At 63.4% G+C, this 22,009-nt stretch carries 20 protein-coding genes, 1 tRNA gene and 1 pseudogene; 8 read left to right on the top strand and 14 right to left on the bottom strand.

Annotated elements, in window-relative coordinates:
- Nucleotides 1-20: 20 nt before the first annotated feature.
- The 4 genes from CCX87_RS05005 to CCX87_RS04990 all read left to right on the top strand — a co-directional run bounded on the left by CCX87_RS05005 (nt 21) and on the right by CCX87_RS04990 (nt 4,668).
- Nucleotides 21-380: a hypothetical protein gene (locus tag CCX87_RS05005; RefSeq protein ID WP_087744257.1), complete on the top strand. Its 360-nt coding sequence runs from the start codon at nt 21-23 to the stop codon at nt 378-380.
- A gap of 54 nt (nt 381-434) precedes the next feature.
- A complete protein-coding gene (locus CCX87_RS05000; protein WP_087744254.1) occupies nt 435-1,385 on the top strand; it encodes a homoserine kinase in 951 nt (316 codons plus the stop codon).
- Between the two features lie 99 nt (nt 1,386-1,484).
- Complete coding sequence (locus CCX87_RS04995) at nt 1,485-2,327, top strand: BPSS1780 family membrane protein (RefSeq protein ID WP_087744252.1); 843 nt, start codon at nt 1,485-1,487, stop codon at nt 2,325-2,327.
- Nucleotides 2,328-2,724: 397 nt separating this feature from the next.
- A complete protein-coding gene (locus tag CCX87_RS04990) occupies nt 2,725-4,668 on the top strand; it encodes a PhoX family protein (protein ID WP_087744249.1) in 1,944 nt (647 codons plus the stop codon).
- A 137-nt stretch (nt 4,669-4,805) separates the two neighbouring features.
- On the opposite strand, the gene CCX87_RS04985 is transcribed toward CCX87_RS04990, so the two are convergent.
- The 6 genes and pseudogenes from CCX87_RS04985 to CCX87_RS04960 all read right to left on the bottom strand — a co-directional run bounded on the left by CCX87_RS04985 (nt 4,806) and on the right by CCX87_RS04960 (nt 13,215).
- A complete protein-coding gene (locus CCX87_RS04985; RefSeq protein WP_087744247.1) occupies nt 4,806-5,954 on the bottom strand; it encodes an FUSC family protein in 1,149 nt (382 codons plus the stop codon).
- A gap of 248 nt (nt 5,955-6,202) precedes the next feature.
- The gene (locus CCX87_RS04980) at nt 6,203-6,883 is read right to left on the bottom strand and encodes an HNH endonuclease family protein (protein WP_157667105.1); all 681 of its coding nucleotides are present in this window, start codon (nt 6,881-6,883) and stop codon (nt 6,203-6,205) included.
- A 146-nt stretch (nt 6,884-7,029) separates the two neighbouring features.
- Complete coding sequence (gene istB, locus CCX87_RS04975; RefSeq protein ID WP_056269326.1) at nt 7,030-7,794, bottom strand: IS21-like element helper ATPase IstB; 765 nt, start codon at nt 7,792-7,794, stop codon at nt 7,030-7,032.
- A 79-nt stretch (nt 7,795-7,873) separates the two neighbouring features.
- Nucleotides 7,874-9,457: pseudogene (istA, locus tag CCX87_RS04970) on the bottom strand (IS21 family transposase); the annotation flags it as partial.
- Between the two features lie 105 nt (nt 9,458-9,562).
- The gene (locus tag CCX87_RS04965; protein WP_087744243.1) at nt 9,563-10,639 is read right to left on the bottom strand and encodes a DUF262 domain-containing protein; all 1,077 of its coding nucleotides are present in this window, start codon (nt 10,637-10,639) and stop codon (nt 9,563-9,565) included.
- 101 nt (nt 10,640-10,740) lie between these two features.
- On the bottom strand, nt 10,741-13,215 hold the full coding sequence (locus CCX87_RS04960) for a UvrD-helicase domain-containing protein (RefSeq protein ID WP_087744241.1): 2,475 nt from the start codon (nt 13,213-13,215) through the stop codon (nt 10,741-10,743).
- Nucleotides 13,216-13,247: 32 nt separating this feature from the next.
- Between CCX87_RS04960 and CCX87_RS04955 the strand changes: the two genes are divergently transcribed.
- The 4 genes from CCX87_RS04955 to CCX87_RS04940 all read left to right on the top strand — a co-directional run bounded on the left by CCX87_RS04955 (nt 13,248) and on the right by CCX87_RS04940 (nt 16,373).
- The gene (locus CCX87_RS04955) at nt 13,248-13,973 is read left to right on the top strand and encodes a hypothetical protein (protein ID WP_087744239.1); all 726 of its coding nucleotides are present in this window, start codon (nt 13,248-13,250) and stop codon (nt 13,971-13,973) included.
- Between the two features lie 196 nt (nt 13,974-14,169).
- The gene (locus tag CCX87_RS04950; RefSeq protein WP_087744238.1) at nt 14,170-15,147 is read left to right on the top strand and encodes a GMP reductase; all 978 of its coding nucleotides are present in this window, start codon (nt 14,170-14,172) and stop codon (nt 15,145-15,147) included.
- A gap of 147 nt (nt 15,148-15,294) precedes the next feature.
- A complete protein-coding gene (locus CCX87_RS04945; protein ID WP_335622383.1) occupies nt 15,295-16,215 on the top strand; it encodes an NAD(P)-dependent oxidoreductase in 921 nt (306 codons plus the stop codon).
- A gap of 82 nt (nt 16,216-16,297) precedes the next feature.
- Nucleotides 16,298-16,373 (top strand) — tRNA-Lys (locus CCX87_RS04940).
- A gap of 884 nt (nt 16,374-17,257) precedes the next feature.
- Here the strand turns inward: CCX87_RS04940 and CCX87_RS04935 are convergent.
- From CCX87_RS04935 to CCX87_RS04895, 8 genes are all read right to left on the bottom strand, one after another.
- The gene (locus tag CCX87_RS04935; protein WP_087744236.1) at nt 17,258-17,833 is read right to left on the bottom strand and encodes a hypothetical protein; all 576 of its coding nucleotides are present in this window, start codon (nt 17,831-17,833) and stop codon (nt 17,258-17,260) included.
- Nucleotides 17,834-17,955: 122 nt separating this feature from the next.
- Nucleotides 17,956-19,068 carry a plasmid recombination protein gene (locus tag CCX87_RS04930; RefSeq protein WP_087744234.1) on the bottom strand — a complete coding sequence of 371 codons (1,113 nt, stop codon included), beginning with the start codon at nt 19,066-19,068 and terminating at the stop codon, nt 17,956-17,958.
- A gap of 1 nt (nt 19,069) precedes the next feature.
- Nucleotides 19,070-19,378 carry a hypothetical protein gene (locus CCX87_RS04925; RefSeq protein WP_087744232.1) on the bottom strand — a complete coding sequence of 103 codons (309 nt, stop codon included), beginning with the start codon at nt 19,376-19,378 and terminating at the stop codon, nt 19,070-19,072.
- Nucleotides 19,375-19,860 carry a hypothetical protein gene (locus CCX87_RS04920; protein ID WP_041836399.1) on the bottom strand — a complete coding sequence of 162 codons (486 nt, stop codon included), beginning with the start codon at nt 19,858-19,860 and terminating at the stop codon, nt 19,375-19,377. The genes CCX87_RS04925 and CCX87_RS04920 overlap by 4 nt, the downstream gene beginning before the upstream one ends.
- A gap of 79 nt (nt 19,861-19,939) precedes the next feature.
- Complete coding sequence (locus CCX87_RS04915; protein ID WP_011806453.1) at nt 19,940-20,125, bottom strand: hypothetical protein; 186 nt, start codon at nt 20,123-20,125, stop codon at nt 19,940-19,942.
- Nucleotides 20,126-20,518: 393 nt separating this feature from the next.
- Entirely contained in the window at nt 20,519-21,340 is an 822-nt protein-coding gene (locus tag CCX87_RS04905) for a hypothetical protein (RefSeq protein WP_011806455.1), read from the bottom strand.
- A 101-nt stretch (nt 21,341-21,441) separates the two neighbouring features.
- A complete protein-coding gene (locus CCX87_RS04900; RefSeq protein WP_232476488.1) occupies nt 21,442-21,654 on the bottom strand; it encodes a BrnA antitoxin family protein in 213 nt (70 codons plus the stop codon).
- A 55-nt stretch (nt 21,655-21,709) separates the two neighbouring features.
- Complete coding sequence (locus CCX87_RS04895; RefSeq protein ID WP_011806457.1) at nt 21,710-21,988, bottom strand: BrnT family toxin; 279 nt, start codon at nt 21,986-21,988, stop codon at nt 21,710-21,712.
- Nucleotides 21,989-22,009 lie beyond the last annotated feature (21 nt).

Genomic DNA, 22,009 nt, shown 5'->3' with positions numbered 1-22,009 from the left:
ACGCCGCCTACAATGGCGCCATGCGCGCTGTTCACCTCTTTTTGCTGCTGGGCCTGGCTGCCAGCCCCCTGCTGGCCCAGACCACCCCTCAAAATGCCCCGCAAGGCAATACGGACAAGCGCGAGCAGCTCCCAAATGCAGAGCAACTGGACGGCCGCAAAAACCAGCGCGCCGAGCGCATCCGCGTGGAAGACGAGGGCAGCCGCGTTGACGAGCTGCGCGTGGGCGGCCAGACGCAGAGCATCACCGTGCAACCCAAGACGGGCGACCTGCCCGAATACGAAGTGCAGTCGCCCGACAGTGCCCGCAGCCGGGCCGGCAGCCGCAGCGGCGCCGAAACCAACACCGCCCCGCGCGTGTGGAACGTGATCAAGTTCTGACACCGCGCTGGCGGCAGCCCTTTCCTTTTTCCTTACCCGTATTTGCGCTGAGCGATGGCCGTTTTTACCGAAGTCTCGACGAATGAGGCGCGCGAACTGCTGCGCCGTTTGCAACTGGGTGACCTGGTGGCGCTGCGCGGCATTGAGGGCGGCATCGAGAACACCAACTACTTTCTCACCAGCGACCAGGGCGAATTCGTGCTCACGCTGTTCGAGCGCCTCACCGCAGAGCAACTGCCGTTCTACCTGTACCTGATGAAGCACCTGGCCCACGGCGGCATGCCGGTGCCCGACCCCCGGCCCGACGCAAACGGCGACATCCTGCACACCGTGTGCGGCAAGCCCGCCGCTGTGGTCAACAAGCTGCGCGGCAAAAGCCAGCTGGCGCCGCAGCCCGTGCACTGTGCAGCCGTTGGCACCATGCTGGCGCGCATGCACCAGGCGGGGCGCGATTTTGACCGGCGCCAGCCCAACCTGCGCGGCCTGCCCTGGTGGAACGAAACCGTGCCCGTGGTGCTGCCCCGCATTGGCCCCGAACAGGCCGCGTTGCTGCGCGCCGAACTGGCCTACCAGAACCATGTGGCCGCATCGTCGGCCTATGCGGCGCTGCCGCGCGGCCCGGTGCATGCCGACCTGTTCCGCGACAACGTGATGTTTGACGGCGACGAGCTCACCGGCTGCTTCGACTTTTATTTTGCGGGCGTGGACACCTGGCTGTTCGACCTGGCCGTGTGCCTGAACGACTGGTGCATCGACTTGGCGCAAGGCACCCACGACGCCCCCCGCGCCGCCAGCATGCTGAACGCCTACCAGGCCGAACGCCCCCTGACCGCGGCAGAGCGCGAACTGCTGCCCGCCATGCTGCGGGCCGGCGCCCTGCGGTTCTGGATATCGCGGCTGTGGGATTTTTACCTGCCCCGCGAGGCCTCCATGCTCGTCCCGCACGATCCTGCGCATTTCGAACGCGTTCTGCGCGGCCGCATTGCCCACCCGGTGCACGCCTGAGGTCTTTCACAACGCCGCCCTGGGGCACTGGGTTAAATTCACCCGTGCTGCCGCGCCACCCATGGCCCGGCGCCCTTTTCTGATTGTCAAAGCCACCCCATGAAACTCCACATCGTCCCCGCACGCACCGGCCTGGCCTGGGTCAAGCTCGGCATCCGGGCGTTCTGGCGGCAACCCATGGCACTGGCAGCGCTGTTTTTCATGGCCATGGCGGCCATGTCGCTGGCCACCATGATTCCGCTGGTGGGCCCCGCCGTGGCGCTGGCCCTGCTGCCCTCAGCCACGCTGGCCATGATGGTGGCCGCCGCCGAGGCCGTGCAGGGCCGCTTTCCCACGCCGGCCGTGCTGCTGGTGGCCTTTCGCACCGGGCGCCAGCGCCTGCGCGACATGCTGGTGCTGGGCGCGCTGTATGCGGTGGGTTTTCTCGCGGTGATGGGCCTGTCGGCCCTGATCGACGGAGGCCAGTTCGCGCAGGTGTACCTGGGCGGCGCCCCGCTCACCCGCGAGATGGCCGAAACGCCCGCCTTCCAGGGTGCCATGTGGCTTGCCATGGTGCTCTACCTGCCCCTGTCATTGCTGTTCTGGCATGCACCCGGCCTGGTGCACTGGCACGGCGTGCCGCCGGTGAAAAGCCTGTTCTTCAGCATCGTGGCCTGCCTGCGCAATTTTGGTGCCTTCACGGTCTATGGGCTGGCCTGGATGGGCGTGTTTTTGCTGGGCGGCCTGGTGATCAGCCTGGTGGCAGGCCTGCTGGCCGTGGGCGGCCTCACCTCGGTGGTGGGAGGCATCATGGTGGGCGCGGCCATGATGATGGCGGCCATGTTCTTCACGTCGGTGGTTTTCACGTTCCGGGACTGCTTCGAGCCGCCAGGAAAGACGGAGCCGCAGGCATTGCACAGCCAGACGTCCGATTCCACGCCGGGGCCTGACGGCACGGTGTAAGGCGCTGCCGGCAGGGCTGAGGGCCCGTCGGACTGTGGCAGCGAGCGGTAGCCAAGCTCATGTCATTCCACGCGGCACTCACGCGTCCCCCATGCGGCGAGCACAAAAAGCAAGACGCAGCCCGGCACCAGGTTGGGCATCGCGAGCGTCATGACTTCCCTGCGTCCCTCAGTTGCATCCCGGTGTGTGAAAACACCCCGCACGGACAGTAAAAGTCCTATGCAACCACACTCGCAGCGATTGGCAAGTCGTCATGCGAACGTCAAACGTTTGTCACAAGGCGCTTCTAGTATTTGCCGCTGGATATAGCGCCCAGTCCTGACGCCGCCACAAGCCAGGTGGTGACACGCAAAGGCGCTTTTTCCCCGCCCGCATACCAACCTGGAAATACCCAAAAATGTCCCACACGACGACACCCACCCGCCGTAAGGCCCTGCAATTCCTGGCAGGCGTTCCCCTTCTGCCGCTCGGTGCCAGCGCCTCTGTTTCGTTTCTGACTGCTTGCGGCGGCGGTAATGACAACCCCAGCTATGTCTCCGCCAGCTTCACGTCGATGGCCGCACCCTCGCTGGCCAACGCCGCAGCCATGGCCACGACCACCGTGGGCTCCACGTTGAACATCAAGCTCAGCGACGACTCCGTGCGCGCTTACCAGCTTGCCTACCAGCCCTTCTTCGTGACGGGTGACATGGTTTCCGACGGCAAGGGCGGCACCGTCCTGTCAGGCGGCTACTACGACATCAACAACAAGCCCATCATTGACGCCACGGTGCCCGGCAAAGAGCGCCACTATTTCTCCGACGCACCCGATGGCACTTCGCTGCTGACGGTGGCCAACCCCACGGTCACCGGCCTCAAGGGCAAGGCCGTGTTTGCGGTGGTGCAGTTTGAATACACCACCTGGGCGCAAGACGGCAAGACCGGCATGTACGGCAAGCTGCCCTCGCCCATCGCCGTGCTGACGCTGGACCAGGACCAGGCCACCGGCAAGCTGAGCCTTGTCAAATATCACAACGTGGACACCTCCAAGGTGCACGGCCTGTGGATTACCTGCGGCGCCAGCATCTCGCCTTGGGGCACGCATCTGTCGAGCGAAGAGTATGAGCCCGACGCATTTGCCGCCCGCAGCGCCAACTTCATGGACGACTTCAGCAAGAACCTGTATGGAGATGCCACCAAGGCCAACCCTTACAACTACGGCCACATGCCCGAAGTCACGGTCAATCCCGACGGCACGGGCAGCATCAAGAAGCATTTCTGCATGGGCCGCATCTCGCACGAGCTGGTGCAGGTCATGCCCGACAACCGCACCGTGCTGATGGGCGATGACGCCACCAACGCCGGCTATTTCGTGTTCGTGGCCGACAAGGAAAAAGACCTGTCGTCCGGCACACTCTACGTGGCCAAGGTAGGTAATGGCTTCTCCATCGATCCCAAGGTCGGCACGGCTGCCCCGCTCACCTGGATCAAGATGGGCTCGGCCACGAGCGCTGAAATCGAAAAGCTGGCCAGCACGCTCAAGCCCACGGACATCATCACCGTGGTAAAGGCGGATCCGAACGACGCGAGCTACAAAAAGATCGTCGCCAACGGCAAGACCGAATGGATCAAGATCAATCCCGGCATGGAAAAGGCCGCAGCCTTCCTCGAAACCCACCGCTACGCCGCCTACCTGGATGCCAGCATGGGCTTCTCGAAGATGGAAGGCACCACAGTCAACATCAAGGACAAAGTGGCCTACTCTGCCCTGCAGAATTGCCGGGACTCCATGGTGGCCGGCAACGCATCGAACGTGCCTGGCAACGGCATCTCCATCCCCAAGGCCCTGAATGCCGGCGCCGTCATGGCGCTCAACCTTAAGGGTGGCATCAAGGACACGGCGGGCGCTGCCATCAACAGCGAATGGATGCCTGTGGACACTAAGCCGCTGCTGGCCGGTGAAGACATCACCGCCGATGCCCTGGGCAACACCGCCAACCCGAACAACATCGCCAACCCCGACAATCTGAAATTCTCGGAAAAGATGCGCACCCTGTTCATCGGCGAAGACAGCGGCCAGCACGTCAATAACTTCCTGTGGGCCTACAACATCGACACCAAGCAGCTGTCGCGCGTGATGTCGATTCCTGCCGGCGGAGAATCCACCGGCTTGCACGCCGTGGACGAAATCAACGGCTGGACCTACATCATGAGCAACTTCCAGCATGCCGGTGACTGGGGTGGCATCCACAACGTGGTCAAGGCCCAGCTCGACCCGCTGATCAACGCCAACTACAAGAACAAGTCCGGCGCTGCCGTGGGCTACCTGACGGGCACGCCAACCCAGCCGAAACTGGGCTGATACACCTGATAAATGCCGGCATGCGCTGCATGCCGCAGGCGCAAAAGGCGGGGCTAATGCCCCGCCTTTTTTCATTGCGACTGCGCCAGACGCGTATGGTTGCCTCCGCAACAGGCTTAACTCAATGCAATCCCACCTCAGCGCGCCCTGCTGCGGTGCTCATGCAGGTGCATGCGGTCGTCCACGCTGGAGAACACCACGGCAAACACGATGCCCAGCACCGCGCCCAGCATGGTGTCCAGCACGCGCTCCACCGGCATGCTCGCGGCCACGGTGGGCGATGCCAGGTAGGTCATGAGCAGCGCCATGGGCGTCACGGTGATCTGGCCGAGCGCGTAGTTGTAGCCAATGATGACCTCGGTCAGAAACTGGAACAGCACAATCGCAGCCACTACCACCCAGAACGAAGGCTGCTGCGCCAGCATGGCCCAGACGATGAAGGAGCCCACGACGGTCCCTGCCATGCGCTGCAGCGCGCGGTTCATGGTGATGTGCAGGTGCCCGCCTTGCATGACCGACACCGCACCAATCGCCGCCCATGCCGGGTGGTGCCAGCCGAGCATGAAGGCAATCCAGGCCGCCAGCGCGGCACAGGCGGTGATGCGCCCCGCCGCAATCCACTGGCGCGACCAGGGGGCCACATGCGGGGGCGGCAAGCGCAGGGTTTTGAGTTCAGGGGCTCGCCAGCGGTCCGTCACCAGGCAAGTCAACACCGCCACCACGCCACCGGCGAGTGTGGCCAGCACACGGGCCAGCACCTCCTCGCCACTGCCCACGGGGTTGTATGCAGCGCCCGCTGCAAACACAATGATCACCGCCCCGGGCCCGCCCAGGCTCCACCACGACACCGCCACGGTGGATGCGCCGGCCACCAGGGCCAGCGCCAGCACCATCATCCACGGCAGCGCGCCCGCCCACGATGCCAGCGACGGCACCAGCACCCCCAGCGCCAGCAGCAACGCGCAGATCACGACGATGCGCATGCGCCGCTCCACCGTGGCAAAGCGCCCGAACAAGGCCGCCAGCGCGCCGAGCGACGCATATCCCACCAGCTGAGGCCAGGGCGAGGAATGCGTGGCCACAATCGCCAGCAGCACGGCCAGCGCGGCCTGCCCCCCCGCTATGGCGAAGATGCGCAGCGAGGGCGGTGCGCCGATGGCCACGCTCTCTGCCCACTGCGCAGGGCTGACGAGATGGCGCGCCGACGCGCCGCGCGAAGCACGGCGAAGGCGCGGGGACTTGGGGCGAGACACGGGTGGACTGGGACTTTTGCGATGGAGCGACATGGTTTATTTTCAAAAACGGCTTGGGCGCATCGTAGCGAGGCGCTGCACCGCAAACAGCACGGATTGGTTACACCGTTAGATTGGTTACACCGTTGCCGAGGGGTGCAAATCCACTTGCAGCCCGTGCCGAATGGCAGCGACAACGGAAGGCGGCGTGCGCACCTGAACCTGAGCATCTGGCGGCAACGCCTCCACCCCACGGCACCCGTGAAACGACCACGCCCGCAGGGCCGACAAGGAGCGCACGCTCATGCGTCAAGCCGAAGGCCGTTGAGCCGCCAGGTGTCCATCGCCAGCTCCAGCAAGGCTGCTTGGCGCTGCCCAATGGCCTGCCCGTCCCACTGGGCAGTACGGAAGTTTGCGCTGGGCTGCTCCGACAGTTTGTTGACTTTGGTGTTCACACCAATGGCGAAGGTGTGGTCGAGCAGCTGGGTGCTGAGCAAGCCGGAATTAGCGTACTCGGCCTGCTTGTCGGCAAACCAGGTGCCGCCCAGGTCATTGAACCTGTTGACTGCCTGATTGATGACACTTTCCAGCAGGGTGACGTTGCCCAGGCGGTACACGTGGGCCTCGTACTCGGCCCGGTTGCCAGCCAGGGCAGGCGGAATGACGCCATCGCGCGGAGTTTGCGGAAGGATGTGCTCGACCTGCAGGCCGTCGATGTAGCGCAAGCCTTTTTGCGGGGTGTTGCACTGGGCGAGCAACGTGTTTTCCATGCGCCCCAGCACATAGCGCAGGCGGTACAAGGGGTGGTAGTCGTTGTCGCGCAAGGCCAGAAACCGCTGGCGAAATTCGCCCAGTTTGTCTTGCAGGTAAGGGCGCAAGGTGGCATCGACCACCGGGGCAATTTCAGCTTCGGTCTTGAGGCCGCGCAGATTGGCTGCCCATTGCGAGAACTGGCGTTCGTAGTTCTTGGTCTGGATGCCCAAGGTGTTGCTGTAGAAGAAAAAGCTTTCGATCTGATCAGCCAGGTAATTGATGGCACTGGCCGTGCCGGCTTGATCGAGCCCCCGATGGCCAGGTCAAATTCCCCCACCCTTGGCCACCCCAAATTCCCCCAGGCAGGACGGTCGGATTATGACGACTCGGGTGTGATGGCGATGCGTGCAGCGGCCTCCTTGAGGCGGTAGCTCTTGCCCTCGAACTCCAGCATCGCGCAGCGGTGCATGAGGCGATCCAGGATGGTGCTGGCCATGGTGGCGTCGCCGAGGTATTTGCCCCAGTCCTGCACCACGCGGTTGGACGTGATGAGAACAGCGCGGCGCAGCTTGTAGCGCTGGTGCACGATGGCCTGTAGGACTTCAGCGGCATGCTCGCTGATGCGTCTGGCCAGGAACAGGTCATCGAGGACGAGCAGGTCCGGCGCGACCCAGTCCTTGAGCAGCTCGGTGCGCTCTGCCGTAGTGGCCAGCGCGTAACGGGCGAACTCGGTGTCGGCTTCCAGGTAACGCACGTCATAGCCCTGCAGCGTGGCCTGGTAGGCCACGGCCTTGGCCACATGGCTCTTGCCGGTGCCCGGCTTGCCGATGATCAGCGCGTTGGCCCCCTCGCCGATGAACTTCAGGGTGTGCAACTCGAAGCAGGCGCTGCGCGGCAGCTTCGGGTTGAAACGCCAGTCGAAGTCAGCCAGCGAGGGGCGCTCATCCAGACCCGAGCGCTTGAAGCGGCGCTCGGTCAGGCGAGAGCGCCGGCGGTCCAGCTCGTCTTGCAGCATGGCGGCGAAGGTCTCCAGGAAAGGCTGCTGGGCGGCCTGGGCCTGCATCACGCGGGTGGACAGGGTCTCGGCGATGCCGGACAGGCGCAGCTCGCGCAGCGCGCGTTCGATCTCGATCATGTTCATGGCTGAACTCCCGGTGCGTTTGGTGGTGTTGTTGGTTGGTGGTGGTGGTGGTGGTGGTGGTGGTGTTTGCCGTGGCGGCGGCGAGCGCGAAGAGATCGCTGTACTCCTCAGCGTCTCGGATGAGCTCATGCTGCTGCGTCAGCGCGTGGGCACCGGCGGCGGGTGCTTCGCCGCAGGTAGCCTCGATGGCCGCCATCGCCTGGGCAAAGAGGGCTTCGGTCAGCGCCAGCACGCGCTTGTAGCTGTAGACCCCTTGCTCCAGGGCCTGGGCGCAGGCGGCATTGATGCAGTGCGCCGGGTAACGGCGCATGAGTCCCACAATGCCCCAGAGCTTGCGCTGCCCGACACGACCCTCGATGGCAAAGAGCAGCTCACACAGCCGGCTGGCGTGCTCACCAATCTCGCCGGCCTGACGCAGGATCAGGCGGGTCTCGCGAGACGGATTGAACACCCGCTCCTCCATGGGCAGAATCACCGTGCCGGGACGCTCGGCCTTGGCGTGGGTGCGCAGCAAGGCACGGGTGTGCATGTCACGAATCTCGATGCGCTGGGCGTAGATGCGCACCAACACCTTGGAGCCGATGTTCGCCGGGCGAGCGGCGTAGCTGCTGTGATCCACCCGCACACAGCTGTCGTCGCAGACGGTGCGCACCGCCTCGTCGAAATACTGCATTCCCAGCACTGGCAGGGGTTTGAGGTGGCTGCGCTCTTCCTCGAACATGGCCTGCACCTGGCGTCGCTCGGTGCCGTGGATGCGCTTGGATGCCCAGCTCTTCTCCCAGTGCGCCAGGAACTCGTTCTGGGCCTCGATGGACTCAAAGCGCCGGCCCTTCAAGGCCGTGGCCTGGGTATGGCCGATGGCATGCTCCACCGTGCCCTTGCGGTTGGGGTCTCGCACCCGCGCCGGGTCGGCCACCACGCCGTAGTGCGCCAGGGCGGCGGCGTACACCGGGTTGAGATCGGGCTCGTACAGGTCGGGCTTGAGGACGCCTTCCTTCAGATTGTCCAGCACCACGTACTGGGGGCAGCCCCCGAAGTACCGCAGGGCCCGCTCGTGCAGCTCGGCCCAGATCTGCTGGCTGGACTTCCAGACCACGCACCGGAAACTGGCACGGGAATACCGCAAGGTGGCCACGAACAGGCGGGGCTTGCGGTACCGGTCGCTGCCGGGCACGCGGGTGGGCGCGCCCTCGCCGTAGTCCACCTGCATCTCCTCGCCGGGCAGGAAGGACAGGCGATCGAACTGCTCGGGCTCCTTGTGCCGCAACTTTGCACAGAAGCGTTTGACCGAGTTGTACTGGCCATCAAAGCCGTGCTGGTCGACCAGGTCCTGGTAGATGGCCGTGGCGTTTCGCTTCAGCCGCAGCTGGGCTTCGATGAACTCGCGCCAGGGTTCGCACAGGGAGGTGGCCACCGGCCCAGGAGCCGGTGGCCAGGGTGGGGGAATTTGACCTGCCGAGCCGGTGGCCACCCCGGGGGAATTTGACTGCAGTTGCTCCAGCCAGCGCTGGTGGTAGCTCCTGACCGTCTTGCGGTCGATGCCCGTGATGCGGGCGATCTCGCGTTGCGATGTGTTGCGCTCCAGCAGTGTCTCTATGGTGGCGCGTTGGTTGGACTTCAAGACATTCACTCCTTGGCCTTCCCTCGGGGAAGACTGGATCAATGTCCTGCCAACAGGTGCCGACGACGCCGGCGTTAAACCCCTATCCCCGATCAGTTCAGGTGGGGGAGTTTGAGGTGGCCATAGACGGGGGAATTTGGGTGGCCATCAGGGATCGAGCGCCAGCAGCAAGATCAGGTGCTGGCGCGATTTGACCTTGTTCATGAATCCGATGCGGGTGACGGCGGGGTAAGTACCGCCATCGTTCTGCAGCTCGGTAGCGCACACCAGATCAGCGTAGCGGCGGGCGCCTTTTTCCAGTTCCACAGCCAAATCGTAGGGCGCTTCTTCGTACCGCAGGCGCTTTTTTCCTTCAGGCGAGATGATCCATTTGTACAACTCGTCTTCGCGCAGGATGCCTTCGTAGTGGCGCGCCATGAGGAAGTAGCGCAGAAAGCGCAAAGGGCTGTCGCCCTCGCCCGCGCGCTGCAGGTGGCCCGTCAGGTCCTTCCACTTTTCCTTGATGCGCGAAAAGTCGTTGCCCCGCGCTTTGCTGAACAGCAGATTCTTGACCAGGTCCATCGCGTTGAGCCCGGCGCCGCGCTGGTTGATGGTTTCAAAGATTTTCAGGGCACTGCTGAGGTTTTCGGATTCGATGACGACGAGGTCGATTTTGGTAAGGAAGTAATGGGCGTACTCCGTCAGCGCCGACAAGCTGACGGCGAGGTATTGATTCAGATGAGAGCGAATGCGCTCGTAGGCCTGGCGCAACTTTTGGATGGATGCAGTTTCATCAGCATTGACCAGTTGCCCCTGAATGAGCTGCGAGAGGAAATTTTTGCTTTCCTCGTATTGCAGCTCCAACCGCACCTGTACTTCATTGGTCTCGATATCAAAACTGGAAAGCCAGCTATCGATACTTTGGAAGTAATGGGTTTGCTTGCTGTCCAGCGTCTGGGTTTTGAGCAGATCACGCAGCGCACACATGGTGAGCACAGTAGTGGTCAGGCGCTGCTGGCCATCAATAACATCATGCTTTCCCTCCTCATTCTTGACGATGATGACGGAACCGATGAAATAGCTGCTCTGCTCCTTGGCACCTGGCTCAAACTCATTGGCAATGTCGGCCAGAAATTGCTCGACCTGATCGTCCACCTTCCAGACATATTCACGCTGGTAATCGGGGACGATGAAGTAGTAGTCCTTCAGTTTAGAAATGTTATGAACTTGGGCTTTGACTTCCATGGGCAAGGACTCTGATTGAAGGGTTCTGATCGGAAAATCCGTGGGGAGAGGCGCTATCCAGATACAGCATATCCAGCACGCAAGCGCCGTCGCCCTGCGCCTTACTCCACCACCGTCAGCTTGGCCACGCTCAGCGCCAGCCACTTGGTGCCGTGGCGCGGAAAGTTGACCTGCGCGCGCGCATCGTCGCCGGTGCCTTCGATGGCCAGCACCTTGCCTTCGCCGAACTTGGTGTGGAACACGTTGATCCCGGCGCGCAAACCGTGCGAGGGCGCGGCCTTCTGCACCGGCACGGGTGGGCTGGCAAAGGTCTCAGATTTGAAGCCAAATTGACCTCTGGCGCTTGCCCCGTATGCGCCACCAGCTCCTGATTTAGTAGCAAAACTCGGCGCATACGAGCCAAAGCCCTGCTGCTTGGGCGTAATCCACTTGAGGGCCTGTTCGGGCAGCTCGTCAAAAAACCGGCTCTTGACGTTGTAGCGCGTCTGGCCGTGCAGCATGCGCGTTTGCGAGTGGCTCAGGTACAGGCGCTTGCGGGCGCGGGTGATGGCCACGTACATCAGGCGGCGTTCTTCCTCCAGGCCATCGCGGTCGCTGGCAGCGTTTTCGTGCGGGAACAGACCCTCTTCCAGGCCGCCGATGAACACGCCGTCAAACTCCAGGCCCTTGCTGGCGTGCACGGTCATCAGCTGCACGGCGTCTTGCCCGGCTTGGGCCTGGTTGTCGCCCGCCTCCAATGCAGCGTGGGTCAGGAAGGCGGCCAGGGGCGAGAGGGTTTCTCCGGTGTCGATGTCCACGATGCCGGGCACGGCGGGCTTCAAAGGTTCATCGAGCACCGGCGCGTTAGGATCAATCCCTTGGCTCACCGCGCTCTGCGTGATCGGCGTGCCATGCTCGTCCAGCGGCAGGGCCACGGCATCGCGGCCAAAGCCTTCTTGCGTGACAAAGCTCTCGGCGGCGTTGACCAGCTCCTGCAAGTTTTCGATGCGGTCGGCGCCTTCCTTCTCGGAGCGAAAGTGCTCCACCAGCCCCGTGGATTCGAGCATCTGCTCGATGATGCCGCGCAGGTTCAGGCCCTGGGTCTGCTCGCGCAGCACGTCCACCATGGCCACAAACGCACCCAGATTGGCACCCGCCTTGCCGGGCACGGCGCTCACCGCGTCGTGCAGCGAACAACCGGCGGCGCGGGCGGCGTCCTGCAGCACCTCGATGCTGCGCGCACCAATGCCGCGCGGCGGAAAGTTGACCACGCGGCTGAAGCTGGTGTCGTCATGCGGGTTCTCCAACAGGCGCAAATACGCCAGCGCGTGCTTGATTTCGGCGCGCTCAAAAAACCGCAGGCCGCCGTACACGCGGTAGGGCACGCTGGCATTGAACAGCGCCGATTCGATGACCCGGCTTTGTGCGTTGCTGCGGTAAAGCACGGCGATCTCTTTGCGCTCAAAGCCATCGTTGCGCACCAGCTGCTTGATTTCATCGACCATCCACTGCGCCTCGGCCAGATCAGAGCTGGCCTCGTACACGCGCACGGGCTCGCCCGCTCCCTGCGTGGTGCGCAGATTCTTGCCCAGGCGGCGGCTGTTGTGGCTGATGAGGGCGTTGGCCGAGTCAAGAATGTTGCTGTAGCTGCGGTAGTTTTGCTCCAGCTTGATTTGGCGCTGCACGTCAAACTCGCGCACAAAGTCGGTCATGTTGCCCACGCGCGCGCCGCGGAAGGCGTAGATGCTCTGGTCGTCGTCGCCCACGGCGATCACGCTGCAATCTCCAGAACGGGCCTCAAAGCGCCCGCCCACCTCGTTGCCCGCCAGTTGCTTGAGCCAGGCGTACTGCAGCTTGTTGGTGTCCTGAAACTCGTCCACCAGAATGTGCGCAAAGCGGCGCTGGTAGTGCTCGCGGATGGCGTCGTTGTCGCGCAGCAGTTCGTAGCTGCGCAGCATCAGCTCGCCAAAGTCCACCACGCCTTCGCGCTGGCATTGTTCTTCGTAGAGCTGGTAGATCTCGACCTTCTTGCGCGCATCGCTGTCGTGGGCCTCCACGTTGGCGGGGCGCAGGCCTTCTTCCTTGCAGTTGGCGATGAAGTAGGCGAGCTGCTTGGGCGAGAAGCGCTCATCGTCCACGTTGTGCTGCTTGCACAGCCGCTTGATGGCCGAGAGCTGGTCTTGGGTGTCGAGTATCTGGAACGACTGCGCCAACCCCGCCGCCTTGTGGTGGGCGCGCAGCAGGCGGTTGCACAGGCCGTGGAAGGTGCCAATCCACATGCCCCGCACGTTCACCGGCAGCATGGCCGACAGGCGCGCCACCATTTCCTTGGCGGCCTTGTTGGTGAATGTGACAGCCAGGATGCCGCCGGGCGTGGCGTAGCCGTTTTGCAGCAGCCAGGCGATGCGGGTGGTGAGCACGCGCGTCTTGCCCGAGCCAGCGCCCGCCAGGATGAGTGCATGGCCTGCGGGCAGCGTGACGGCGGCCAGTTGCTCGTCGTTGAGGTTGGCCAGGAGGGGCGATGCGGCCGAGGGCGCACCGGCGTGTGGGGGCACCAGGGCTTGTGGTGCGCCCGAAAACGGGTCTTGTGGGAACATGCAGCCATTGTAGAAAGCACCCCGCCCTACCCATGAGAAAAACGGCCTTCACCCTGACTGCCCTCCTGGCACTGCACAGCCCCTATCTGGCGGCGCAGGCCAGTTGCAGCAGCAACGGCGCACCCCGCCCCGTGGCACTGTTTGAGCGCTTCATCAGCGCCGACTGCGCGGCCTGCTGGAGCGACCGCGCCACGCCGGCGCCCTCGGCCAGCGCACTGGTACTGGACTGGATCGTGCCGGGTGCGCTGGGAGACGATGCACCGTTGTCGGCCGCCGCCAGCACCGATGCCTTGCACCGCTTGCAGGCGCTGGGGCGCCAGGCACCCGCCGGCACCGATGTGTTCACCGCACCGGTGGAAGGCGCGCCCTCTGCGCGGCTGCGCGTGGCGCACGGCATGGCCTTCAACGACTATGTGGGCACCGCCATCGCATTCACGCCGGCAAGGGCAGCGCCGGGGCGCACCGCAGCGGCCACCGACTGGCGCTTTTATCTGCTGCTGGTAGAGGCCGTGCCTGCAGGCACCGAAGGCTCTCCCGTGGCGCGGAATATGGTTAGAAACATGCTGCAGGGCACATGGATAAAGCGCAATAAGCTATTTAATAGAGAGCAAACGCACTGGATGGAAGCACGCCCCATGCGCATCCCCGACGGCGCCCAAGCCGAACGCCTGCGCGTGGTGGGCTGGGTGCAGGATGCGCAAGGGCGGGTTGTGGCCGCAGCGCAATCCGATTGCGGGGCGCAGCCCGGCGGCAGGTAGGGACATTCGCGAAATACGGCGCACGGGTAGAATCAATCACCGGGCCCAAGTTTCTTGACGTCCGGTTTTTTTGTGCCTGCGCTCAGCAGGGTTCGGAGCGGCCACCACGGCCCCGCCCCCACAACCGGTCGCCAGGCCAAGCGCCCACCGCAGCCAAAATTGTTTGGCTGCGTCCCTTGATGGAGCTTGGAATCTCATGGAAATCTTCGACTACGACAACGTTCTCTTGCTGCCGCGCAAGTGCCGCGTGGAAAGCCGCGCGGAATGCGACGCGAGTGTGGAACTGGGCGGCCGTTCGTTTCGCATCCCGGTGGTGCCGGCCAACATGAAAACGGTGGTGGACGAAAAAATCTGCACCTGGCTGGCGCAAAACGGCTACTTTTACGTGATGCACCGGTTCGACCTGGACAACCTCCAGTTCGTGAAGGACATGCACGCCAAAGGCTGCTACGCCTCGATCTCTCTGGGCGTAAAGCAGCCCGACTACGACACCGTGGACCAGCTCGTGGCGTTGGGGCTCACCCCCGAATACATCACCATCGACATCGCGCACGGCCACGCCGACAGCGTGAAGAACATGATCGGCTACCTCAAAAAGCACCTGCCCCAGTCATTTGTGATTGCCGGCAACGTGGCCACACCCGAAGCCATCATCGACCTGGAAAACTGGGGCGCCGACGCCACCAAGGTGGGCGTGGGCCCGGGCAAGGTGTGCATCACCAAGCTCAAGACGGGCTTTGGCACTGGAGGCTGGCAGCTCAGCGCGCTCAAGTGGTGTGCCCGCGTGGCCACCAAGCCCATCATTGCCGACGGCGGCATCCGCAGCCATGGCGACATCGCCAAGAGCATCCGTTTTGGGGCCAGCATGGTGATGATCGGCTCGCTGTTTGCCGGCCATGAAGAATCGCCCGGCAAGACCGTGGAAGTGGATGGCGAGCTGTTCAAGGAATATTACGGCTCGGCCAGCGACTTCAACAAGGGCGAATACAAGCACGTAGAAGGCAAGCGCATCCTGGAGCCCATCAAGGGCAAGCTGGCCGACACGCTGGTCGAGATGGAGCAGGACGTGCAAAGCTCCATCAGCTATGCCGGTGGCACCCGGCTGATGGATGTGCGCAAGGTCAACTATGTGATCCTGGGTGGCGACAACGCGGGAGAACACCTGCTGATGTAAGCCACGCGTTCGTCGGCGTGTGCGCGGTCAGGCCCACGGCAGCTGGGCAAGGGCTTGGCGCACGTCCTTGGTGCGTGCCACCATCCCGCCGCGGTCTGCACGCTGCAAGCTCGCTGACAGGGAGCGGCAGCGAAAAAGACCATGATGATGGCAAAGAAATCAGCTGCCAAGGATGCGCCCATGACCACCACACCACCACTTCGCATTGCCGTCCTCGGCATTGGCATGATGGGGCTGCCCATGGCCCGGCGCCTGTGCGCGGCAGGCCACCAGGTGCACGCCTGGAACCGCACCCGCGCCAAGGCCGATCCGCTCGCATCCCTGGGCGCCACGGTGCACGGCGCACCGTCTGAGGCAGTCCGAAACGCCGACTTCGTCATCAGCCTGCTGGAAAGCGGCCCCGTGGTCAAGCAGGTGCTTTTCGAGCTGGGCACGGCACAGGCCATGCGGCCGGGCGCCCTGTTCATCGACATGGCCTCGATACAACCGCGGGAAGCCCGCGACCACGCGGCCCGCCTCGATGAGATAGGGCTGGCCCATCTGGACGCACCGGTCTCGGGCGGCACGGTGGGCGCAGAAAACGGCACACTGGCCATCATGGTCGGCGGTCAGGCGCAAGATTTTGCGCGTGCACAACCCATCTTCGCCGTTTTTGGCCGGGCCACCCATGTAGGCCCTCATGGCGCCGGCCAGCTGGCCAAGCTGGCCAACCAGATGATTGTGGGCATCACCATTGGCGCGGTGGCCGAGGCGCTGCTCTTTGCCGCCAAAGGCGGTGCCGACATGGCAAAAGTGCGAGAAGCCATCAGTGGCGGCTTTGCCGACAGCCGGATTCTGCAACTGCACGGCCAGCGCATGGTGGACCGCGACTTTGCACCCAGAGCCCGCATGGCGGTGCAACTCAAGGATCTGGACAACACCCTGATCACCGCCCAGGAAATCGGCTTCGATGCCCCCATCACCAGGCTTTTCGAGGCGCTGTACAAAGATGGCGTCGAACACGGACTGGGCCAACTGGACCACAGCGGCCTGTTTGTGGAGCTGGCCAGCCGCAATGCGATGCAATAATTTTTCGCGCACCCTTGCCAACATCAGAAAAATTAGTGCATAATTCGAGGCTCAGCAGCAATGCTGACAGATTAAAAAGTTTGGGTTCTTAGCTCAGTTGGTAGAGCAGCGGACTCTTAATCCGTAGGTCGAGTGTTCGAGTCACTCAGGACCCACCAAGCTAGCCCGCATGGGCACACGAAACCCTGCTATCAAACCGGTAGCAGGGTTTTTTGTTTTTGGCTTCGTTCCGGCTCATGTAGCCACCATGTAGCCAGCGGTACAGGGTTTTGCACCGTGTAGCCAGCATGTAGCCACCCAGCGCCAGGCAAAAGAAAAGCCCCACGGCGGGGGGCTCATGGCGTCCTGGGGATGCAGCGCTGCGCCACCAGGCCCACGGGCAAGAGCTTGCTATCTGGCCTTGTCGTTGCGCTCTGCGGTGCGGGTTGCAGGTGCATCTGTGTGATTCACACAGCTAGCCACCGCCAGCACCCAAAAGCCCCACGGTGCGAATTACTGGGGCGGCAGGTCTTTGGTTGCAGATTGATTGATGCAAGCTATCAAAAACGCATGGCATCGAATATGCAACCCGCAACAAATGTGCCTGATAGCTTTTGAAAATAATGCTGCACTATGGTTTTTGTAGCGGCGGGTTTGATGGGGTCGGCTCGGCATGGAATGACCAGCAAGGGCACCAGCACCAGCTACAAAAAAGCCCCACGGCGGGGGCTTGCTATCAGGTCTTGCCGTTGCGCTCCAGGGTGCGGGCCGCTGGCGCATTGGAGCCACCTCTTATCCGTGGGGGGCGTCTGGGTTCTCACTTGAAACGGTTTCAAGTGAGCGGATTGGAGCCACCCCTCAACCGAGGGGGGCGTCTGGGCTGCTCGCGCATGGCGCGAACCAGGGGGGAGATTGGAGCCACCCCTCAACCGAGGGGGGCGTCTGGGGTAACAACTGTTCTGGCGGGAGCAACCAGGATTGGAGCCACCCCTCAACCGAGGGGGGCGTCTGGGGCACGCAGGGCGCTTTGATTCGTACACACTCGCTTCAAGCTGCATTGCAATCAGTTGTGGTAATGCGAAAAACTCTCATTCGCGGTGCCTCTCCGCGCCCGTGCGTGCCGAACCCGCACCAGGGACCCCGGCCCTCGCTGTGCACATGCACCATGTCCGGCTGCAAAGCAAAAACCCGGCACGCTGGCCGGGTCAGTGGGGTGTCGTGGGTCGCTCACCAGTCCATCGCGTCGTCGCTGTCTGGCTCGCTGCGGTCTTGCGGGGCCCATGCCTGCCACGCCGTCGCCGTCGCTCAGTGCCAGCAGCTCCACGCCCTTGTCCAGGCTGGTGCCTGTCACCTTGTCCAGGTCATCGCCCAATGCTTCTGCGCGGGCAAGGTGACGGTTAATCTGCGACTTGCTTTCGCCTGTGACTGCGGCGGTTTCGGATGCGAAGGCTTGATGGTGCTGCGGGCCTTTCTTGCGTCCGTCACTGCGCAGGTCGTCATTGGTGGCGCAAGTTGCGCCACCAACGGTATCGGTCTCAGCTTCCACCCCCAGCGCCTCGAACACGCTCTCAAACCGCTGCGCCTTCACCGGATGCAGCGCCTCCCAAATCTCCTTGCGGCGCTTCACGGCCTTGGTCATGTTCGAGCCCACTACAGCAGTGACGCCTGGGCAGCGGGTGCACTGGTGCACTGTGCTGCTGTGGAGTCCGACTCCACGGCAGGTGCGGCCTGTTCGCTGTCGAAGTCGGGGCGTCGGCGCATTCAGTCCCATGCGCTCAGGTCGTGGGCGTGCTCGTCGCGCTCTCGGGTCAGGCCATCGACTCCGACATGCACGGTGGGCGCTTGGGATGGCCTGGGCGGCTTGCTGGCGTGTCGGGCAAGTGCTCTTTGCTGCGCGGCGCGTGCTATGCCCAATCGGTCAACGCGGGACGCTTTCCAGTGCGAACTGCAACCCGCTACAGCCCATAGTTCAGCCAGTGAACGGATGGCGGGCGGGTGCTGTTTTGAGGGTGTGGAACGGGCGAACCCTACACAGGATAGGGATTGGATTTTTTCGCCCTGTTTTTCAATCCCTATAGGGTTTGCTTTGCGGCTCATCGTGGCTCCTTCAATCCCTATAGGGTTTGGCTCGGCCTGGGTTTGGCCGTCATTTTTCGCACTCAGTTCAATCCCAAGCGCACGCACTGCGGCGGTCGGGTCGCGCTCGATGGCGGCCACCAGCACCGGCCACAGCGGGCCATTAGCGGCAGGCAGCCCCATGGCCTCACAGTGGGCCAGGACGGCGGTGACAGCCCAGCGCTTGGGCTCTCCGCGCAGCTTTGCCGATTCGCGCTGCAATCCGGCAGGCCCGGCCACCACGCTGAAAAAGCTCTCGCGCAGTCGCAGCAGCTTGGGGCGCTCCACGGGTTTGCCTCCCGCATACACGCCATCAGCCAGCGGCAGCAGCAGGACGTGAAGATGCGGCGCAACCTCGTCGGCATGGCTCACGGCAGACAGCACCGGCAGCGGTAGGGCCTGGGCCAGCCACGCAAGGCAGCGGGTGAAGTAGGCGGCAGGGTCAACCCCGGACGATGGCGGCAGGCTAAAAACAAACTCTAGCGCCTGAACGTGGTCGCGGCGCATGGCGGCAGGATTGAGCCCGGCGGCGGCCAGCGATGACACAGCCAAGGCTTTCACCTCAGCAGCCTGTGCAGGCCCGGCCAGGATGGCATTGGTTGCGCTGCGCCCTGGGTCAATCCGTCCCACGCTGCCCAGCTCGGCCTGAATCTCGCGCAGGTTGTGGCGGGCGGCGGTGAGTAGGTCGCAGGGCTTGCGCCCGTTGACCTTGCTCATGCCGATGGTCTTTGCCGCGAAGTAGGCAACGTCCCCGGCCATGTCAGTGCCCCACCTTTTCGCGTGCCTTGCGGGTGCGGTGCAGCAGGTCGCCTTTGATGAGTGCCAGCAGGTCGTGACGCTGGCGCGGTGTCATGGTCGGAAGTTCGGCCAGGAACTCGCGCTGTGCATCGTGCGGCATGGCCTTTGCCAGCGTCTCGCAGTGCTTCATTGCCAGCAGGCCACCATGGGCGGCTTTGACCAGCTCCGGGCAGCCATAGCGATGCACTGCCAGGGCTTGGAACACCAGGCGGCGCGACACGCCCGCGCTGTCTGCCAGTTGCTGCATGGTCGGGTGCATTGGTGCACTCATGCTGCACCCCCCTCAAACAATCCCTGCTGCCCCGGATGGTGACGGCGGGCTTTGCGGGCGGCGTTTGCGCGCTCTGCCTCGCGTCGGGCCTGGGCGGCATGGGCACGGCGGGCGCGGCGGGCAGCGCGTACCTTGGCGCACCAGTCGCCAGCGCCATCGGCCATTGCGCGGGCCACGATTTCAGGGCCAAGGAAGTATTCAGCCACCCACGCCACGCGGCCATCACGGCACCCTGCTGCCTTGTCCACGGCCTCAATGGGCCAGCCGTACTTTTCCGCAAGGTAGAAGGTCACAGCAGATAGGCGGGTGGTGCTGGCCTCGTCCACAGCGTCAAGACTGGTCAGGCGCTCATAGTTGAGCAGGCGGGCCAGTACCTCGGCGGTGACGGTGTTCAGCTTGGCGGGCAATCCACCGGGGGTGATAATCTGCGCACCTTGCCGGGTAGCGCTCGATACTGCTTTTGTGGTGTCGGGCGTTTTCACTTGGCGGCCCTCCCACGGTTGAACCAGCGGGACGGGGCGGCGCACCACAGCGCCAGCAGCAGGCGATTGATAGCGGCGCTCATTCCGTCGCCTCCATTTCATCGGCCAGCTCTAGCAGCTTTGCAGCCACTTCGCGCAGGCCAGCCGGGCCAATCAGTGCATAAGCGCTCAGGCCCTCGGCATCGTTCGATGTAAACAGGCGGCCCGCGGCAGCCTCGAAAAAGATTTCGCCCTCGCCATCTGGGTGCAGGTAAAGCGCTTTCATTACGCCACCCCCAGCACGCGGCGCAGTTCAGAAACGGGCCACGCAAGGCGGCCAGATATACGGATGGGGCGCAGCGGCCCGTTTTCCAGACAAGCCCATGCGCGGCATGTCTGCGGCTTGCGGTTCAGGTAGTAGGCAGCGGCTGCGGTGTCCACTGTCGGGCGGGTAACAGATTCCAGCGGGGGGAACTGTTGAGGCTCAGGTACAGCGCGGCGGGTCTCTGCGCTGTGTTCGGTTGCTTGCATCGGTTTGCACTTTCAACCCAGCAGCACAGGCCGGGTATGGTGCATACCTTTTTCGGGGCATCGCTTGCCCTCAAAGCGAAGCAATAACGCTGTAACCCGCATGAATGCTAGGTTTTGCGGGGCAACGCTTGCCCCGAATTTTCTTGCCCTATTTGCCCCGGCGTATTGACGTTGATAGCTGTCTGTTTTGTGCGCTCGATATGCCTTTGAGTGCATGGCGCTTGATGTACGCACCCGTTAGCGGCTTGCCACCGGCACCCACAATGCAGGCTTGTCGAAACTCTCTTGCAATCTCGTCTGCTATAGCCTCTTGGCTTGGGTGCAGGTCTTTTTCTCTCTGGCGCTTGATGATTTCGCCAGCCCTTTCCCGCGCCATCGCCTTCCACGCTTCGCCATCATCTGCGCTCTCTGCCACCACAGGCGCAGGCGCTGCGGCCTGGGGCTGCGCTGGCAAAGCCTCTACTGCGGCAGGTGCGGGCTGTTGCGGTGCGGGTGTCGCCCTCTCGCCCATCAATTCGGGGCTGTAGCGACAGGCAATGTCTCGTAGGGCTGCGGCTGCTATCGCGCTCCACATGGGCTGTTGCGCGATTTCGTACACATCGGCGGCCAGCATGTGCCATGTGGATGCTGCGGGCGGGTAGTTGAATGCGTCCTTGTCGCCCCGATAGGCCAGCATGGCCTTTTTTCCCAGCGTGCGCCATATCCCTGCCGGGTTGGATGCTGGTTTGCCGTAGCGGCTAATCCCCGCAGAGTTGTGCGCTTGCTTGCCGTCGCTGTTGGTGATGTTGCCGTTCTGCCATGGCTGGTGCGGCGGATACAAGTGGGCGGTCAGAAACCCATTCGCGGCCTGCTGCGCAAGCCAATGCAGTTCCTCCAAGCCCGCTGTACCGCGTGCGATGGCAATCGCGGTAGCAATCTCGGCCAGTGCGATGAGGTGGCTTGGGCTGTAGGTCTGAGTCCGCGATTTCATTGCACCCCCGATGCAGCCCCGGTATCAGGAGCCCCAGCAGGCCAGCGGGGGAACTGGCTTTTCGGCCCGGTTTCGAGGCGGGCCTAGCTGGGGCGAAACGGTCAGGCGTGCGCCCGCACCCAGCTTTTCAGGGCCTCATTGATGCGGGTTTGCCAGCCATCGCCCGATGCCTTGAACTTCTCCAGCACCTCTACATCCAGGCGCAGAGTGACCTGGGCCTTTGTGCCACTACCCAGCGGGCGGCCACGGCGTGCCAACGGCTTGACCTGCTCCCATTCAGCATCCGTGAAGGGTCGGGCGTCTTGGTCTGCCATTGCGGCGGCTGTGATTGCTGCATCCTCGGCAGGCGTCGGCTGGATGGTTCCGGCTTTAAGTTTCGGCATAGCGTTTCACCTCTCGCGTGTTGGCTTTTCTCAAACTGATAACGCGGCGCTCGGTCGGTTGCTCTGGCGGGCGGTCAACATACACCACGTACATGATGCGCAGGCCGATATAGCCCAGCGCCACCATGCGGGGCTCACCATAGTCCCGGCGCGTGTCGGGCCACACCACGGCGGTTTCCCATTCGAAGCCCACGGCATCCAACAATGAAAACCCATGCTTTGCCAGATTGGCGGCATCTTTGGCCGGGTCGAACGTCACATTCATGGTTTAGTGTAGCTACGTTTA

Origin of the sequence: Acidovorax sp. T1 (assembly GCF_002176815.1) — a bacterium.
GTDB lineage: Bacteria > Pseudomonadota > Gammaproteobacteria > Burkholderiales > Burkholderiaceae_C > Acidovorax.
This window is presented reverse-complemented; position numbering and strand designations above follow the sequence as displayed.